A 17,943-nucleotide genomic window follows, 5' to 3' on the forward strand; every position below is an offset into this window, starting at 1 on the left:
GCATCCAGAGATGCCCTCCTTCTGCCAGGTCGACGTGTTCTCCTCCGAGCCGCTGCTCGGCAACCCGGTGGCCGTCGTCCACGACGCCGACGGCCTGGACGACGAGACGATGGCGCGGTTCGCGCGCTGGACGAACCTGTCCGAGACCACCTTCCTGCTGACGCCGACCGTGCCCGGGGCGGACTACCGGCTCCGGATCTGGACGCCCGGGGGCGAGCTGCCGTTCGCCGGGCACCCGACCCTCGGCAGCGCGCACGCCTGGCTGGAGGCCGGCGGGGTGGCGGCGGGGGCCGACGTCGTCCAGGAGTGCGGCGCCGGGCTGGTGCGGCTGGCCCGCGACGACGCCGGCCGGCTCTCCTTCCAGGCGCCGCCGCTGATGCGCTCCGGACCGGTCGACGCCGGGGACCTCAGGGCGATCTGCCGGGCGCTGCGGATCGAGGAGTCGGCGATCGTGGCGTCGACGTGGATCGACAACGGGCCTGGCTGGGTGGGGGTGCAGCTGGCCGACGCCGCCTCCGTCCTGTCGCTCACCCCCGACTTCGCTGCGTTCGGCGACCTGAAGATCGGCGTCGTCGGCGCGTACGACGAGGGGCCGCTGGCGATCGAGGTGCGCGCGTTCTGCCCCGGCTACGGGATGGCCGAGGACCCCGTCACGGGATCGCTCAACGCGGGGATCGGGCAGTGGCTGGCGGGCGACCGGCTGCCGGCGTCGTACGTCGCGAGCCAGGGGACGGCGCTCGGCCGCGCCGGCCGGGTACACGTGCGGCGCGACGGAGACGAGGTCTGGGTCGGGGGCGACACCCTCACGACCATCGTCGGCACCGTCGGTCTCGGCCTCTAGGCTGAGCCCGTGCAGGCCTACCTCGATCTCCTCCGCCGGGTCCTCGACGAGGGTGTCGAGAAGAGCGACCGCACCGGCACCGGGACCCGGTCGGTCTTCGGCCACCAGCTCCGCTTCGACCTGAGCGAGGGCTTCCCGCTGGTCACCACGAAGAAGGTGCACACGCGCTCGGTCTTCGCCGAGCTGCTGTGGTTCCTGAGGGGTGACACCAACGTGACGTGGCTCCAGGACCGGGGCGTGTCGATCTGGGACGAGTGGGCCGACGAGAACGGTGACCTCGGCCCGGTCTACGGCTACCAGTGGCGGTCCTGGCCGACGCCCGACGGGCGCCACGTCGACCAGATCGCCCAGGTCGTCGAGCAGATCCGCACCAACCCCGACTCGCGTCGCCACGTCGTGAGCGCCTGGAACGTCGCCGACATCCCGGACATGGCGCTCGCTCCGTGCCACACGATGTTCCAGTTCTACGTGGCCGACGGGAAGCTCTCCTGCCAGCTCTACCAACGCTCGGCCGACGTGTTCCTGGGCGTGCCGTTCAACATCGCGTCGTACGCCCTGCTGACGCACATGGTCGCCCAGGTGACCGGGCTCGAGGTCGGCGACTTCGTGCACACCTTCGGCGACGCGCACCTCTACCTCAACCACCTGGAGCAGGCCGAGCTGCAGCTCACCCGCGAGCCACGCCCGCTCCCGACGCTGCGGCTGGACCCGTCGGTGACCGCGCTCGACGAGTTCGACCTCGAGCACATCGCGGTCGAGGGCTACGACCCGCACCCCGGGATCAAGGCGCCGATCGCCGTATGACCCCCACCGGCACGCGTGTGGTGCTGGTCGCCGCGGTCGCCCGCAACGGCGTCATCGGCAACGGTCCCGACATCCCCTGGCAGGTCCCCGGCGAGCAGCGGCTCTTCAAGGAGCTGACCCTCGGACACACCCTGTTGATGGGCCGGACGACCTACGAGTCCATCGGCCGTCCGCTCCCGGGGCGGACCACGGTGGTGCTCACCCGCGACCCGGACTGGTCGGCGGGCCACCCCGACGTACTCGTCGCCCACGACGTCGCCGCAGCGCTGGCGCTTGCCGAGACGCTGCCGGGCGACGTGATGGTCGCCGGCGGGGGACAGGTGTACGCCGCCCTGCTGCCGTACGCCGACGAGCTGGTCCTCAGCGAGATCGACCTGGCTCCGGAGGGCGACGCGTTCTTCCCGCCGTACGACGTGACCGCCTGGCCCGAGACCGCGCGGGAGCACCACGAGGGGTACGACCGGGTGTTCCGCGCGCGGTCCGGACGCGGCTAGACGACCACTTCCTCGCGGGACTCCGGGGTGTCGACCTTCGGCGAGGCGAGCGCGAGCCCGGCCAGCGCGGCGAGGAGCGACGCGCCGGCGCAGATGCCGAACAGGACCCGGAAGGCCGTCAGCGACGGCAGCTCGGCCCCGCCGAGGGCGGCGACGCTGACGGTGAGCGAGGCGAGCAGGGTGCCGCCGAGGGCGCTGGCCAGGGTGCTGCCGAGCGAGCGGGCCAGGGTGTTGATCCCGTTGGCGGCCGCGAGCTCGGCGGCCGGCGTGTGCGTGTTGATCAGCGCCGGGAGACTGGCGTACCCGATGCCGCTGCCCGCGCCGATGATGGCGGTGCCGAGGATGATCTGCCACAGCTCGTCGACGAGCACGATGCGCAGCAGCAGCCCCGCGGTGAGGATGACGCCGGCCGTGGCGAGCACGCGACCCGGACCCCACGAGGCGATCAGGCGGGCGGTGACCGGGGCGAGCACCAGCATCAGCACGCCGCTGGGCAGCAGGCAGAGGCCGGCGACCAGCACGCTGGAGCCGAAGCCGTAGCCGGTCTCCTCGGGCATCTGCACGTAGTTGGCGGTGCCGACGAAGCTGGCGAACAGCGCGAAGCCGAAGAACAGGGACGCGACGTTCGTGATCACGATCGGCGGGCGCGCGAGGGTGCGCATGTCGACCAGCGGGTTGTGCACGCGGCGCTCGATCACCCAGAGCAGCGCCAGCAGGACGACGGAGGCGACCAGCAGGCCGATCGTCCGGGCGGACGCCCAGCCCCAGCTGGAGGCCTGGGAGAGCGGGAGGACCAGGGCGACCAGGCCGAGAGCCAGCAGGGCCATGCCGGCGAAGTCGACCTTGCCGGGGTCGCCGAGCGGCGGCTCGTCGACGAGGACGAACACGGTCACGGCGCTCAGCAGGGCGCCGACGCCGCCGATCCAGAACAGGGCGTGGTAGTCCACGTTGTCGGCCAGCAGGCCGGCCAGCGGCAGGCCGAGGGCGCCGCCGATGCCGAGCATGGCGCTGATCAGCGCGGTGGCCGAGCCGCGGCGGGCCGGGGGCAGCTGGGTGGCCAGGAGGCTGATGCCCAGGGGGATCGAGGCGCCCGAGAGGCCGCACAGCGCGCGGCCGATGATCATCAGGGTCACGTCGGTGGTCAGCGCGTCGATCAGGGAGCCGGCGGCCAGCGACAGCAGGGCGACCAGGAGCATCCGCCGCCGGCCGAACATGTCGGCGAGGCGGCTGATGATCGGCACCGCGACGGCGCCGACGAGCAGCGTCGAGGTCAGCAGCCACTGCGACTGGGTCACCGACGCCCCGATGTCGGCCTCGATGACCGGCAGCACCGGGATGATCAGCGTCTGGGACAGCGACGCCATCAGGGCGCCGAGACCGATGGCCGCGATCTCGAGGTTCGCCCGCAGGGGCGACGGGGTGGGGTGGGAGCTCATCAAGGTCCTCTCGAACATGCAAACACGCGATTACATATGGACGTTAAGAACGAGGCGGGGTTCTTGTCAAACGCTTGATTACATGCGGCAGAATGGCGGCGTGTCCCCGAAGCCCGAACCTGCACGCAGTGGCCGCGCTCGCGACGCCGAGGCGACCCGGGCGGCGCTGCTGCGCGCCGCCCGGCGGCGTTTCGCCGTCCTCGGGTACGACCGGACCACGACCCGCGACATCGCCTCCGACGCTGGCGTCAACGTGTCGCTGATCGCGCGCTACTTCGGCTCCAAGGACGGGCTCTTCGCCGCCGTGGTGGCGGACTCGTCCCAGGTCCTCGACGATCAGCCGGTCCCGACGCCGGAGTCCCTCGTCGAGTCGATCATCGCGAACCTCGCACCCGACGCCTGGCCGGAGTTCGGTCACGAGCATCCGCTGCTGCTCCTGCTGCGCGGCGGGGGGATCGACGAGGAGCGGGTCGGCGGGCTGCGCCAGGAAGGACTGATGGCGTCGATCGACCGGATGGAGCAGGTGCTGGTCGACCCGCCCGCCGATCCGGCGACCGCGCGCCTGCGGGCCGAGCTGCTGTTCGCCCTGCTCTCGGGGGTGACGCTGCTGCGGTCCCTGATCCCCGGCGAGCCGCTCGTCAGCGCGGACCCCGACGTACTCCGTGCCGAGCTCGGCCGCCTGATCCGCGCGATCGCGGGTGGCGACGCGGGCTGATCCCCACCCGTCTGACAGGCTCGAGGCATGGAGCTGCGCATCTTCACCGAGCCCCAGCAGGGCGCGACGTACGACGACCTTCTCGCGGTCGCCCTCGAGGCCGAGGAGCTCGGCTTCGAGGCGTTCTTCCGCTCCGACCACTACCTGGGGATGGGCACCGAGGGCCTGCCCGGCCCGAGCGACGCGTGGATCACGCTCGCGGGGCTGGCTCGCGAGACCTCGACGATCCGGCTCGGGACGATGATGACGAGCGCGACGTTCCGGCACCCGGGGCCGCTGGCGATCAGCGTCGCGAACGTCGACCAGATGAGCGGCGGGCGGGTCGAGCTCGGCATCGGCGCCGGCTGGTTCGAGGCCGAGCACACCAAGTACGCCATCCCGTTCCCGTCGACGGGGGAGCGGTTCGACCGGTTCGAGGAGCAGCTCGCGATCATCACCGGGCTCTGGGCCACACCGGGCGGCTTCAGCTTCGACGGCGCGCACTACTCCGTCACCGACAGCCCGGGTCTGCCCAAGCCGACCCAGGCCAGGCCGCCGGTGCTGATCGGCGGTCTCGGCAAGAAGCGCACCCCGGCCCTCGCGGCGTCGTACGCCGACGAGTTCAACCTGCCGTTCGTCGACGAGGCCACGACCAAGGACCAGTTCGCCCGGGTCCGTGCCGCCTGCGAGGCGATCGAGCGCGATCCGGCGACGATGGCGTGGTCGAACGCCCTGGTGTTGTGCGTCGGCTCCGACGAGGCCGAGATCGCCCGCCGGGCCGCGGCGATCGGGCGCGAGCCCGCCGAGCTGCGCGAGAACGGCCTCGCCGGCACGCCCCAGGAGGTCGTCGACAAGATCGCGCGGTACGCCGCCCTCGGCGCCGAGCGGGTGTACCTGCAGGTGCTCGACCTCGCCGACCTCGATCACCTGCGCCTGGTCGCGGCCGAGGTCATGCCGTACGTCTGAGGCGCGCCGGCGCCGCGGCCGAACCCGTCGATCGTGCGACGACACGCCGCGGGAAGTGCCGAGAAGGTGACGGGTCGCGCGGCTCGGTGGGGGGAGGGATAGCCTGGCTCCCATGACGTCCGGCACCACCTCTGCGCCCGCGGCGCCGTTCGGCCATGTGCTGACGGCGATGGCCACCGCGTTCCACGACGACGGGTCCCTGGACCTCGACGGGACGGTGAAGGTCGCGAAGCACCTCGTGGCCCACGGCCACGACGGGCTGGTGGTCTCGGGGACCACGGGCGAGTCGCCGACGACGACCCCCGACGAGGACGGCGACATCCTCGCGGCGGTCCGCGACGCGGTCGGCACCGAGATCAAGATCGTCGCCGGCGTCGGCACCAACGACACCCGCACCTCGATCTCGCTGGCCCACCAGGCCCGCAAGAACGGCGCCGACGGCGTCCTGCTCGTCACGCCGTACTACAACAAGCCCGGCCAGCGCGGCATCCTCGCGCACTTCCGCCAGGTGGTGGACGCGGCGGAGCTGCCCGTCATGCTGTACGACGTCCCGGGCCGGACCGGCTCGACGATCGGACTCGAGACCTACGAGCAGGCGATCGCCTGGGACGAGGTCGTCGCGGTCAAGGACGCCGTGGGCGACTTCGCGCGCGGGGTCCGCATCCGCGAGCTCGGCTACGCCGTCTACTCCGGCGACGACGAGGCCAACCTCGCCTGGCTGGCGCACGGCGCCGTCGGGTTCGTCAGCGTGGTCGGCCACGCGGCGGGCTCCGAGCTGAAGGCGATGGCCGACTCCTACTGGGCCGGCGACCACGCCACGGCCCTGCAGATCTTCACGCGGCTGCTCCCCGCGATCGACGCCGTCATGGGCGTCGCCAACTACGGAGCGACAACTGCCAAGGCCGCTCTCCAGCTTCTCGGTGTGCTCGACAACCGCAACGTCCGCTCGCCGCTCGTGGCGCTGGACGACGCGGAGGTCGCGGCACTGCGGGCGGGGCTGGCGGCATCCGACCTGCTGTAAAGGACACGCATGAGTCACCCCCACCCCGAGCTCTCCGCACCGCCCGCACTGCCGGAAGGAGGGCTCCGGGTCACCGCGTTCGGCGGTCTCGGCGAGGTCGGGCGCAACATGACCTCGTTCGAGTACGACGGCCGCATCCTGATCGTCGACTGCGGCGTGCTCTTCCCGGAGGACCACCAGCCGGGCGTCGACCTGATCCTGCCCGACTGGAGCTCGATCCGGGACCGCCTCGACGACGTCGAGGCGCTGGTGCTCACCCACGGGCACGAGGACCACATCGGCGCGACGCCGTACCTGCTGCGTGAGCGCCAGGACATCCCGCTCGTCGGCTCCCAGCTGACCCTCGCCCTGCTCGACAGCAAGCTCCGCGAGCACCGGCTGCGCGAGACCGTGCACCACCAGGTCAAGGAGGGCGACAAGCTCACCTTCGGCCCGTTCGAGCTGGAGTTCGTCGCGGTCAACCACTCCATCCCCGACGCGCTCGCGGTGGTGATCCGCACGGGTGCCGGCATGGTGCTGCACACCGGCGACTTCAAGATGGACCAGCTGCCGCTGGACGGTCGGATCACCGACCTGCGTGCCTTCGCGCGGCTGGGCGACGAGGGCGTCGACCTCTTCCTCACCGACTCCACGAACGCCGAGACCCCGGGCTTCACCCCGTCGGAGAAGAAGATCACCCCGGTCATCGACCAGGTCTTCCGCGAGTCGAGCCAGCGCATCATCGTGGCCTGCTTCGCCTCGCACGTGCACCGCGTCCAGCAGATCCTCGACGCTGCCGTCGCGCACCGCCGCAAGGTCGCGTACGTCGGCCGCTCGATGGTCCGCAACATGGCCATCGCCCGCGACCTGGGCTACCTGAACGTGCCCGAGGGGGTGCTGGTCGAGGCCAAGGAGCTCGCGACGCTCCCGGCCGAGCGGGTGGTGCTGATCTCGACCGGCTCGCAGGGCGAGCCGATGAGCGCGCTGAGCCGGATCGCCCAGCGCAACCACAACTTCGTGCACATCGAGGAGGGCGACACCGTCCTGCTCGCCTCGAGCCTGATCCCGGGCAACGAGAACGCCGTCTACCGCGTCATCAACGGCCTGGCCCGCTGGGGCGCGAAGGTGGTCCACAAGGGCAACGCGATGGTGCACGTCTCGGGTCACGCGAGTGCCGGCGAGCTGCTCTACTGCTACAACATCGTGCAGCCGCGCAACGTGCTGCCGGTGCACGGCGAGATCCGGCACATGCTGGCCAACGCCGACCTGGCGCGGGCCACCGGCGTACCGAACGTCGTCATCGCCGAGGACGGCGTCGTCGTCGACTTGGTCGACAAGGTCGCGAAGGTCGTCGGCAAGGTCGAGTGCGGCAACGTCTTCGTGGACGGCTCCTCGGTCGGCGACGTCACCGAGTCCGACCTGAAGGACCGCCGGATCCTGGGGGAGGAGGGCTTCATCTCGATCATCGTCGTCGTCGACTCGGTGAGCGGGAAGGTCGCCGCCGGACCCGAGATCCACGCCCGCGGCAACGCGCTGGACGACGCGACCTTCGACGAGATCAAGCAGCCGATCATCGACGCGCTCGACCGGGCCATCTCGGAGGGCAACACCGACGCCTACCAGCTCCAGCAGACGGTACGACGCGTCGTGGGCCGCTGGGTGAACAGCGCGCACCGGCGTCGGCCGATGATCATCCCGGTCGTCATCGAAGCCTGATCGTGACGTAAACGCTCGCTGCGCTCGACCTCGGGACCCGAGACTCGGGTCCCATGGCGAGCGAGGCACCCCCAGCGCCCGACCCCTCGATGATCCGGACGGCCCACGCGGCCTTCCGGCGTGACCTGGTCCGAGCCCGGATCGTCGCCGCCGGCGGCGACCGGGACGGCCGTCGTCTCGTGCTCGGCGACCACCTGGTGTGGCTGATGGGCGCTCTCCGTCGTCATCACGAGGCCGAGGACGCCCTGTACCCGCTCGTGGTGGACCGCCAGCCGGCGGCGGCGCCGCTGGTCGCGACCGTCGACGCCGAGCACGGTGCGATCGCGCCTGCGGCGGGGGTGCTGGAGGAGGCGGCCCGCGAGTTCGCCGAGGGTGCGGAGCCCGACCGGCTGCTGAGCGCGCTGACGGATCTCGACTCGGTGCTGCTGCCGCACCTGGAGCGCGAGGAGGCCGAGCTGGTGCCCGTCGCCCTCGGCAGCCTGAGCGCCGAGCAGTGGCAGGACTGGCAACGGCTGCGCGCGGCCGGCGCGACCAGCCCGGCGCAGCGGGCACTGGAGGTGCACTGGCTGCTGGACGGCGCCGACCCGTCCACCCGCGGCGCGGTGCTCGCGCGGATGCCCGCCGTACCCCGGCTGCTGCACCGGCTCCGGCGCCGGGCCTACGCCCGGCGGTCCCGGAAGCTGTGGGCGGGGACGCCGGCCGCCCGGGTGCCGGCGCTCACGCTGCAGAACTACGCCGACTGGACCTGAGCCGGGCCTACCTCCGGCGGGTCACGACGACGCGGACCCGGTCCTTGCTGGCGGCGATCGAGTGGGTGCCGGCGTAGGTCACCACGAGGGTGTGCCGTCCGGCCCTCAGGCGCCGGACCTTCAGGGTCGCCCGGCCCTGCCGGTTGACCGAGCCGGTGCCGACCCGCTTGCCCTTCGAGGTCACGACGACCTTGCCGGTGGGCCGCACGGACCCGGGCACGGTGACGCGCGCGCGGACCCGGATCGCCCGGCCGGCAGCGACCCGCTTCGGCGAGGCGGACGCCGAGGTCCTGGACCTCGCCTTCGCGACCCGGACCGTGATCGCCCGCGAGGCTGCGGCGTTCACCGCGTCACCCAGGTAGCGGACGCTGATCGCGTGGCTGCCCGCCGCCAGGATCGCGGGCAGAGCGATGCTCGCCCTGCCGGTGCTGAGTGTCGCGGTTCCGAGGGTCCGACCGCCCGTCGTGGCCGTCACGACTCCCGTGGGGGAGGTGCCCGCCACGGTGACGTCGAGACGGTGCGGCTGTCCGTACGTGGCCGGTTCGGGCGTGTGGGTGAACACCACGGTGCTCGCCACCTTGGCGACCGAAATCGTCGTGGTCGCGACCGCACTGTTGTTCTGGGCGTCGCCGCTGTACTCCAGCCGGAGCGCGTGGGTCCCGGCGCTGAAGTCGATCGGGAGCGGGATCGTGGCGATCCCGTCGCCGAGGGTGGCGGTGCCCAGCGGAGTGTCTCCGGCGAACGCCGAGACCGATCCGGTTGGACTGGTGCCACTCACGGTGACCGCGAGGCTGTGCGGTTGACCGAGAGTCACGGGCTCGGGCGTGTGCACGGCGCTGATCGTGCTGACGGCCTTGGTGACCTGGATCGTGATGCTGGCGGAGGCCGGATCGTTCCGGGAGTCGCCCGAGTACTCGACGGTGAGGTCGTGGCTGCCCATCGCCAGATCCGCAGGGAGGTCGATGCTCGCGCGTCCTGTCTCGACGGGCGCGGTCGCGAGGGGGTTCCCGTCCTCGATCGCCGTCACGGTGCCACCCGGTACGCGGCCGGCGATGGTCACGTCCAGACGGTGAGGCTGTCCGTACCCGGACGGCTCGGGCACGTGGGTGATCCGCACGGCGTCCGCGTCCGCGACGCAGACCGAGACCTCGACGTTGTCGACGTACCAGCCGTCGAGCCCGCCGCAGCCGTCGCGCCCGACGTCGAAGCGGAACCGCACCTGCGCGCCCGGAGCGGCCCCGGGGACCTGGCCGAGGTCGATGATCGAGGTGCCCCACGAGCCGCCCGGCTCGTTGCCGTTGGTGCCGGTGAAGGCGGGCTCGCCGGCCATCGGGTTGGTGTTCTCCTCCTCCGCGGTCGCGAGCTGGGCGCCCGGAGCGTTGAAGACGTACGCCGCGGTCGGGACGGTGGTGAACGCGCCGCCGCCGACGCTGACCTTGACGTTGGCGCCGTCGTAGTCGATCTCGGTCGCCACGTAGTGGTCGAACGAGAGCCGCGGTGCGGTGCCGGCCGGGACGGTGATGGTCGGGCTGATCAGCCCGTTGCGCGACGAGAGGTCGTCGGCGTCGCCCAGGCAGCTCCCGCCGCCCGGGGTGGCGCCGTACGCGACGCCGCCGGCGCGGTCACCGGGAGCGTAGGTGTCCGCCGCCCACGGGATGCCCGACGCGCCCGGGTAGACGACGGTCTGGTCCTGCGTCCAGCCGGCGAGGCCGTCCTCGAAGTCCTCGGCGAAGGCGACGGCGGTGCGGAAGCCCGGCCCGCACAGGGCGGGGGTGTTCGGGTCGAGGATCGGGCCGAACGCGCACTGCACGGGCTCGGCCCGCAGCTCGGTGGCGGTGACGGCCGCGGTGACCGCCTCGCAGTCGGTCGCGGTGACGGGGTCGGCGAGCGGCGCGGCGACCTCGGCTCCGCCGGTCTCGCTGGTGCCGATCACCAGCTGCTTGATGTCCTCCCCGATGAGGTCGGAGCAGGACTGGGTGAGGCTGTCGGCGAGGTCGGCGAAGTCGGACGTCGGTGTGAGGAAGTCGACCTGGGTCTTCCAGAAGATGTGCGCCGTCTTGTCGAGCCCGATCCCCGGCACGGTGACGCCGTTGTAGGTGCTCCCGTCGACGAGCAGGGCGAAGGTGTGGTTGACCACGCCGGAGTTGTGGTGGACGCCGCCCGCGTCGGAGGTGTCGCAGTGGTACTCCTCGTCCGAGACCTTGCCCGGGTCGCCGTAGCAGGTGGGGTTCCACATGTCGCGGATCGCGCCGCCGAAGGCGGCGTCCTCCTCGCCGGACAGCCACCGGGCCGACGGGTCGTCGGTGACCGTCGTCGCGGCCACGCGCACCGTGCTGGTGCCCGCGGTCTTGAAGCGGGCTCCCGAGCCGCCGTCGACCTGCAGGGCGGGGATGGTGAACTCCTCGCCCGGCATGTTCCACGGCGCGAAGGCGGGGTCGGAACCGATGATGATGCCGGTCGCGCCGGCGGCCGCGGCGTTCTCGCCCTGGGTGGTGTTGTAGCAGCCGTTCCGGGTGAGGTTCTCGTCGACATAGACCCACTTGCCGGCGAGCTGAGCGGCGTTCGTGAACGGGCTGCACCCGTCCGTGGTGCTGCCGCTCGCGGCGCTGTCCCGGCCGACGACGACCTGGGCGACGGTCTCGCCGACGAAGCTGTCGGCACCCGCGGCCGCGGCGGCCAGGCAGGGGCCCGCGACGCTCGCGGGTGCGGTGATCTCGACGGTGATCAGGGCCTTGCTGTACGCCGAGCAGTCCTCGGCCTGCCGCGGGAGGTCCTCGTCGGCGTTCATCCGGTCGTTGAGCAGGTCGACGGTCTCGCCCCAGATGTCGGAGTACGCCTCGTTCATCGCGCCCGACTGCCACTGGTAGACGAGACCGGAGGTGTACTCGGTGTAGGCGTGAGCCCACTCGTGCGCGACCGTGTCGTCGGAGGAGACGCCGCTGCAGTAGTTGGTGGAGACACCGTTCCAGCTGGCGTTGGGGCACTGGATCTGCGGGTCGTTGTTGACCGTGATCATCTTCGCGCCGGCGCCGTCGAAGGAGTCGTAGCCGAAGGCGTTCTTGAACAGCCAGTACGTCTCGCTCGCGCCGAGGACCTCGCTGGCCTGGTCGTCGTCGAGCCCGGCCGGGAAGGGGTCGCCCTCCTGCCACTCCAGGGTGCGGGTGTCGTCGCTGAAGTCGCGGGGTGTGCCGTTGTCGTGCGCTTCGTACAGCTCCCGGTCGAGGGCGTGGGCGATCATCGACCAGCGGTTGACCGACTTGCCGGTGTCGGCGTCGAGGATCACCGTCTCGCGGGTGTCCTGCTCGTTTGTCACCTCCACGACCCAGGCGAGGACCGCGTCGCCCTCGACGCCGCGCGTCGAGCCCATCCGGTAGACCATCAGCTCGGCGCTCGCGGCGCGCAGGCCGGCGGCCCCTTGCTGGGCCTCCCTCCCGCCGGACGGGGCGTTCCGCACGAGGCGCACGGCTTTCGCCGAGGCCTCCGCCTCGCTGAGACCCGGGGTGACGGAGAGGTCGAGGCCGGGCACGGCGAACCCGTTGACCGCCGTGAGGTCGCCCTCGGCGTCGACGTGGGCCCGCAGCTCGGCGCCGAAGACGGGGACACCGCGGTAGGACTGGTGGTACTCGATCGTCCAGCCGCCGGTCGTGCTGCGGACCTCACCGCGCTCCAGCTCGCTCGCGCGCGCGCCGAAAGCGGGGGCGTACTCGTCGAGGTACGCCGTGGCCTTGGCCGTCGCGGACGACCGCGAGGTCGCCGGCACGGAGGGGAGCAGGTCGCGGGCGCGCGCGAAACCGATCCGGCCCGTCGCGGGCTCCACGGCGACCCGGGCCGTGCCCTGGGCGTCGTCCTTCAGGCGCTGCACGATCGACGGCTCGGCGGCCGCCGGGGCTGCCGAGCTCGTGGCGAGGGGCACGGCCGCGAGGCCGGCGCCGAGCAGCACGAGGCTGAGGCCTTGACTGAGGATCTTCACGACTGAGCTACCCCTCGACGCGGATGTGGTGGGTGGCGCGGACCAGGCCCGCCGCCAGCGGAAACCCTAGGGATACCCGCCGACAGCGGTCCAGGGGGACGACACGCCGCCCCGTCACTCCTGGGGTCCCTGTGACGGGTGTGACGATCGCCTAGGGTCGGGACCATGGCGACCCGTACGTCTTCCCCGCCGGGGTCGCGGAGCAAGAGCACGTCCACTTCCGGGTCGCGAGGCTCGGGACGAAGTAGTGGCTCGAGCACCCGTGCCCGGAGTACCAGCAGCAGCCGCACCAGCTCGTCGCGGACCGGCAAGCAGCCGGCCAAGCGACCGGCGAAGCGCGCCCCCGCGAAGAGCTCCCGCGGGAGCAGCGCGCGCCCGGCACCTCGGGCGGTGCGCAGCGGACCGGGGCCGGTCGCCCGACTCTTCACCAGCCTCGCCCGCGGCCTGGTCACGATCTGGCTCGCCGTCGCCCACGGCGTCGGGGCGCTCGCGCGCGGCATCGGCCGCAGCGCGCGCGACCTGGACCCGGCGCACCGGCGCGACGGTGCCGGCCTGTTCGTGATGGGCATCGCGCTGGTGGTCGCCGCCGCGGTGTGGTTCCAGCCGGGTGGCGACGTCATGTCGTTCACCCGGACCGCGGTGGCCGGCTCCGTCGGCAAGATGGGCTGGTTCGTCCCGCTCGTCCTGGTGTGGACGGGCTGGCGGACCCTGCGCGACCCCGAGCACAACGGTCCGGTCGGCCGCCAGGTGATCGGCTGGACGGCGGTCGCCTTCGGCGTGCTCGGCATCGTGCACATCGCCAACGGCTCGCCCGAGCCGATCGACGGCGACACCGCGCCGCTGCAGGACGCCGGCGGGGCGATCGGCTTCGTCGTGTCCTCGGTGCTGCTCGACCTGCTCCGCTCGCCGTACGTCGTCGTACCGCTGCTCGCCCTGGTCGCCTTCTTCGGCGTCCTGGTGGTCACCGCGACGCCGCTCTACCAGGTCCCGGACCGGCTCCGCGACCTCGGCGACCGGCTGCTGGGCCGCGAGCACTACGAGGAGGAGGACGAGCCGCGCGGGCGCGGCCGTCGCGACGACGACGAGATCGACCCCGACATGGGCGACCCGGCGTACGACACCCCGGTGCTGGAGGACCGTGAGGTCAAGAAGCGCCGGCGCAAGAAGGACCCGGTCGACGTCGCGCTCGAGCAGGACGACCCGCAGGACGTGGGCGTGGACCTGTTCTCGCCCGACGAGGTGTACGACGTCGACGCCGACGCGGAGACGCAGGTCTCCGAGGCGATCAGCGCGCGCGGCCCCGACGACACCGTCGAGCGACCGGTCGTCCGCGACCCGGACGCCGAGAAGGCCGACCTGGTGCCGCCGCCGCACACGCCGCTCCCGGCCCGGGTCGAGCAGCTCGCCCTGTCGGGCGACATCGTCTACTCCCTCCCGGCCGACGAGGTCCTCAAGCCCGGCTCCGTGCACAAGGCGAAGTCGAAGGCCAGCGACGCTGTGGTCGACCGGCTGACCCAGGTGCTCGAGGAGTTCAACATCGACGCCCAGGTCACCGGCTACACCCGGGGGCCGACGGTGACGCGCTACGAGGTCGAGCTCGGCCCCGGCGTCAAGGTCGAGAAGATCATGAACATCCAGAAGAACATCGCCTACGCGGTGGCCTCGGCCGATGTCCGGATCCTCTCGCCCATCCCGGGCAAGTCGGCGGTCGGCGTGGAGATCCCGAACACCGACAAGGAGATCGTCTCCCTCGGCGACGTGCTGCGCTCCAACGCGGCCCGGTCGGCGACCCACCCGATGGTGGCCGGCCTCGGCAAGGACGTCGAGGGCGGCTTCGTCGTCGCCAACCTGGCCAAGATGCCGCACCTGCTGGTCGCCGGCGCCACCGGCTCCGGAAAGTCGTCGTTCATCAACTCGATGATCACCTCGGTGCTGATGCGGGCGACGCCGGACGAGGTGCGGATGATCATGGTCGACCCCAAGCGGGTCGAGCTGAACGCCTACGAGGGCGTCCCGCACCTGATCACCCCGATCATCACCAACCCGAAGAAGGCGGCCGAGGCGCTGCAGTGGGTCGTGCGCGAGATGGACATGCGCTACGACGACCTCGCCAACTTCGGCTTCCGGCACATCGACGACTTCAACAAGGCCGTCCGCGCCGGGAAGGTCGAGGTGCCCGCGCACAGCGAGCGGGTGCTCTCGCCGTACCCCTACCTGCTGGTGATCGTCGACGAGCTCGCCGACCTGATGATGGTCGCCCCGCGCGACGTCGAGGACTCGGTCGTCCGGATCACCCAGCTCGCCCGGGCCGCCGGCATCCACCTGGTGCTGGCGACCCAGCGCCCCTCGGTCGACGTCGTCACAGGCCTGATCAAGGCCAACGTGCCGTCGCGGCTCGCGTTCGCGACGTCGTCGCTGGCCGACAGCCGCGTCATCCTCGACCAGCCGGGCGCCGAGAAGCTGGTCGGCCAGGGTGACGGCCTGTTCCTGCCGATGGGCTCCTCGAAGGCGCTGCGCGTCCAGGGGTCCTGGGTCACCGAGGCCGAGATCGCCCAGGTGGTCAACCACTGCAAGGGCCAGCTCGAGCCGACGTACCGCGAGGACGTGACGGCACCCGCCGCGTCCAAGCGGGAGCTGGACGACGATATCGGCGACGACATGGACCTGGTCATCCAGGCCATCGAGCTGGTCGTGTCGACGCAGTTCGGCTCGACGTCGATGCTGCAGCGCAAGCTGCGGGTCGGCTTCGCCAAGGCCGGACGACTGATGGACATCATGGAGAGCCGCGGCGTGGTCGGTCCCAGCGAGGGCTCGAAGGCCCGCGACGTGCTGGTCAAGCCCGACGAGATCGACGGCGTCATCGCGACCCTGCAGGGGGAGATGTGAGCGAGCAGCTGCACGACCACGAGATTACCGACACCCACGTCGTCACCGACGTCGACGGGGCCGGTACGCCGCCCGTCGAGGTGACCGTCCGCCGCAACGCCGGCCTGGCCGGCGCCATCGGCGGCGTCGCGGCCGTCGTCGCGATCCTCTACCTCTCCCGCGCCAGCGGGAGCGGCGCCTGGCTCGACTGGGCGCTGTGCCTGGGGATGGGCGCGGTCGCCGCCGCCTGGCTGCAGGCCTTCGTCGACGCTCGCACCCCGCTGCTGGTCGCGGACGCCCACGGCCTGCGGGTCCGGCAGGGCCGGGCCTGGCACGGCATGCCGTGGGACGCCGTCGAGGCGCTCGAGCACCTGCCCCGCACCAGCGTGCTGCGCGACGGCCGGCTGGAGGTCTTCCCGGTCGAGGGCGAGCCGCTCTCCGTGCCGCTGTCCCTGTCGACCCGTGTCGCCGGCGCCGGTGACGACCTGACCGCCGCCCTCGACGCGCTCGCGGCCGGTGCGGCCGAGGTCGTCGAGGTGTACGACGACTACTCGGCGGAGTCCGAGGTCGAGTCCGAGGTCGAGTCTGAGATCGAGCCTGAGACCGGGATCGAAGCCGAGCCGGCCGTGGCTGCCGCCGAGGCGCCGGAGCTCGTGCCCGACGAGACCGAGGAGCGGGCCGAGGAGCGGCGGCTGCCCGACCCGCGGCCGTGGCTGGCGGGCGCGATCAACGGGCTGGCGCGGCTGCGCCGTACTCCCGGTGAGGGCGTCCCGGAGGACCAGGTCATCGCCGACGAGCACGTCGCCGCGCTGGCCGAGACGACCCCGACCCCGGCCCCGCTGCGCGACCCGCTGACGGCCGCGCGCATCGAGGTCCGCAGCGACCTCACGACGGACCCCGACGAGCTCGAGCAGACGGCGGTGCGCGAGCTCCGCCGTCCGGGGCGCGTCGACCTGGTCGAGGAGGCCGTGCCCGAGGTCGAGGCGGCGAGCGTCACGGCGGTCGCGCCGCTGCGCATCGACGACCTCGAGGCGCCCGAGGCCGCACCCGACCCGGTCATCGGTCCGCAGCTGGCCGCGGCCCGCGAGCGGCTCCGGCTGAGCGTGGACCAGCTGGCCGAGCGCACCCGGATCCGCCCCCACGTCATCGAGTCGATCGAGGTCGACGACTTCGCGCCGTGCGGTGGCGACTTCTACGCCCGCGGCCACCTGCGCACGCTGGCCCGGATCGTCGGCATCGACGTGGCCCCGCTGCTCGCCACCTACGAGGAGCGGTACGCCGACGCGCCCGTCGACCCGCGACGGGTCTTCGAGGCGGAGCTGGCGACCGGGAGCAGCGGCGGCATCCGCGGTACCCGCGGCGGGCCGAGCTGGTCCGTGCTGGTCGCGGCCGTGATGGTGCTGGTGCTCGCCTGGTCGGTCGCCCGCCTGTTCATGGACGGTCCGGTCGCGCTCGACAAGGAGCCGCCGCTGGACGGTTCGGCCGGCCTGAGCAGCAGCGCCACCGGCTCGGTCACCTCGCTGCGGCTCGACGCCGCGGGAGGGGGCGCGGCCGTCAAGGTCGTCGACGGCGAGGGCCAGCTGGTGTTCACCGGCGACCTGGCCTTCGGTCAGGTGAAGACCCTGAAGAAGGTCGTCACCCCGATCAAGGTCACCAGCTCCGACGGCTCGCTCGTCGTCACCGTGGGCGACGGCGACGCGAAGGCGATCGGGGAGACCGGCGAGCGCGCGTCGCAGACCTACGTCGTCCGTCGGTAACGACGCTCGGGCCGCCCGCCTCCGCCGTACTGCAGGCGGACGGCGGCGCGGCCCGCGGCGACGAAGTGCTCCAGGTAGCGCCGCGCGCTGACCCGGGAGATCCCGACCCGCTCGGCGCACTCGGCCGCGGACAGCTCGCCCTCGTCGAGGGCGGCGTCCACCAGGGCGGCGGTCTCCGGGCTCAGCCCCTTCGGGAGCGCGACCCGGGCGCGGCCGACCGGCGCGAAGACCGCGTCGATGTCGTCCTGGTCCGGCGCCTCGGAGCCGGCGAGCGCCCGGTGCGACTGGCGGAACGCCTCGAGGCGGGCGACCAGGTCGTCGTACTCGAACGGCTTGACGAGGTAGTGCGTGGCGCCGCCGGCCGACGCGGCGCGGACGGTGTCCGACTCCCGGGCGGCCGTCACCACGATCACCCCGACGTCGTTGCCGGCGCCGCGCAGCCGCCGCAGCACCTCGATGCCGCTCAGGTCGGGCAGGTGGACGTCGAGCAGCACCAGGTCGGGGACGAGCCGCTCGATCTCGGCGAGCGCGGTCGCGCCGGTGGCCGCCTGTCCGACGACGACGAAGCCGGGCGTGCGGTCGACGAACCGGGTGTGGATCGAGGCGACCATGAAGTCGTCGTCCACCACGAGCACGCGCAGGTCAGTCATG

The 17,943-nt window shown here is 72.4% G+C and carries 13 protein-coding genes; 10 read left to right on the forward strand and 3 right to left on the reverse strand.

The genetic code is table 11. The annotated features are described in order from the left end of the window. Positions 1 to 10: 10 nt before the first annotated feature. Genes VMF51_RS15600 through VMF51_RS15610 form a run of 3 tightly spaced genes read left to right on the forward strand, consistent with a single transcriptional unit; the run spans position 11 to position 2,139 of the window. Entirely contained in the window at positions 11 to 841 is an 831-nt protein-coding gene (locus VMF51_RS15600; RefSeq protein WP_325475375.1) for a PhzF family phenazine biosynthesis protein, read from the forward strand. 9 nt (positions 842 to 850) lie between these two features. Then, the gene (locus VMF51_RS15605) at positions 851 to 1,645 is read left to right on the forward strand and encodes a thymidylate synthase (RefSeq protein WP_325475376.1); all 795 of its coding nucleotides are present in this window, start codon (positions 851 to 853) and stop codon (positions 1,643 to 1,645) included. After that, positions 1,642 to 2,139 carry a dihydrofolate reductase gene (locus tag VMF51_RS15610; RefSeq protein WP_325475377.1) on the forward strand — a complete coding sequence of 166 codons (498 nt, stop codon included), beginning with the start codon at positions 1,642 to 1,644 and terminating at the stop codon, positions 2,137 to 2,139. The genes VMF51_RS15605 and VMF51_RS15610 overlap by 4 nt, the downstream gene beginning before the upstream one ends. Here VMF51_RS15610 and VMF51_RS15615 read toward each other — a convergent pair. Continuing rightward, a complete protein-coding gene (locus tag VMF51_RS15615) occupies positions 2,136 to 3,575 on the reverse strand; it encodes an MFS transporter (protein WP_325475378.1) in 1,440 nt (479 codons plus the stop codon). The genes VMF51_RS15610 and VMF51_RS15615 overlap by 4 nt on opposite strands. Positions 3,576 to 3,675: 100 nt before the next feature. On the opposite strand from VMF51_RS15615, the gene VMF51_RS15620 reads away from it, so the two are divergent. The 5 genes from VMF51_RS15620 (at position 3,676) to VMF51_RS15640 (ending at position 8,700) form a co-directional block, all read left to right on the forward strand. Then, positions 3,676 to 4,290, forward strand: coding sequence for a TetR family transcriptional regulator (locus VMF51_RS15620; protein WP_325475379.1), 615 nt, complete (start codon positions 3,676 to 3,678; stop codon positions 4,288 to 4,290). A 27-nt stretch (positions 4,291 to 4,317) separates the two neighbouring features. Next, positions 4,318 to 5,235, forward strand: a complete 918-nt coding sequence (locus tag VMF51_RS15625; protein WP_325475380.1) for an LLM class F420-dependent oxidoreductase — start codon at positions 4,318 to 4,320, stop codon at positions 5,233 to 5,235. Between the two features lie 112 nt (positions 5,236 to 5,347). Beyond that, complete coding sequence (dapA, locus tag VMF51_RS15630; RefSeq protein ID WP_325475381.1) at positions 5,348 to 6,256, forward strand: 4-hydroxy-tetrahydrodipicolinate synthase; 909 nt, start codon at positions 5,348 to 5,350, stop codon at positions 6,254 to 6,256. Positions 6,257 to 6,265: 9 nt separating this feature from the next. Beyond that, complete coding sequence (locus tag VMF51_RS15635) at positions 6,266 to 7,951, forward strand: ribonuclease J (protein WP_325475382.1); 1,686 nt, start codon at positions 6,266 to 6,268, stop codon at positions 7,949 to 7,951. 53 nt (positions 7,952 to 8,004) lie between these two features. Continuing rightward, complete coding sequence (locus tag VMF51_RS15640) at positions 8,005 to 8,700, forward strand: hemerythrin domain-containing protein (protein WP_325475383.1); 696 nt, start codon at positions 8,005 to 8,007, stop codon at positions 8,698 to 8,700. Positions 8,701 to 8,707: 7 nt separating this feature from the next. Here the strand turns inward: VMF51_RS15640 and VMF51_RS15645 are convergent, their stop codons facing one another. Further along, positions 8,708 to 12,670, reverse strand: coding sequence for an Ig-like domain repeat protein (locus tag VMF51_RS15645; RefSeq protein WP_325475384.1), 3,963 nt, complete (start codon positions 12,668 to 12,670; stop codon positions 8,708 to 8,710). A gap of 165 nt (positions 12,671 to 12,835) precedes the next feature. On the opposite strand from VMF51_RS15645, the gene VMF51_RS15650 reads away from it, so the two are divergent. Next, on the forward strand, positions 12,836 to 15,556 hold the full coding sequence (locus VMF51_RS15650) for an FtsK/SpoIIIE family DNA translocase (protein WP_325475385.1): 2,721 nt from the start codon (positions 12,836 to 12,838) through the stop codon (positions 15,554 to 15,556). Next, positions 15,553 to 17,292, forward strand: a complete 1,740-nt coding sequence (locus tag VMF51_RS15655) for a helix-turn-helix transcriptional regulator (RefSeq protein WP_325475386.1) — start codon at positions 15,553 to 15,555, stop codon at positions 17,290 to 17,292. The genes VMF51_RS15650 and VMF51_RS15655 overlap by 4 nt, the downstream gene beginning before the upstream one ends. Here VMF51_RS15655 and VMF51_RS15660 read toward each other — a convergent pair. Then, the gene (locus VMF51_RS15660) at positions 17,274 to 17,942 is read right to left on the reverse strand and encodes a response regulator (RefSeq protein ID WP_325475387.1); all 669 of its coding nucleotides are present in this window, start codon (positions 17,940 to 17,942) and stop codon (positions 17,274 to 17,276) included. The two genes, VMF51_RS15655 and VMF51_RS15660, sit on opposite strands and share 19 nt — an antisense overlap. Between the last annotated feature and the right edge of the window lies 1 nt (position 17,943).

The organism is Nocardioides sp. (genome assembly GCF_035503875.1).
Classification (GTDB): domain Bacteria; phylum Actinomycetota; class Actinomycetes; order Propionibacteriales; family Nocardioidaceae; genus Nocardioides.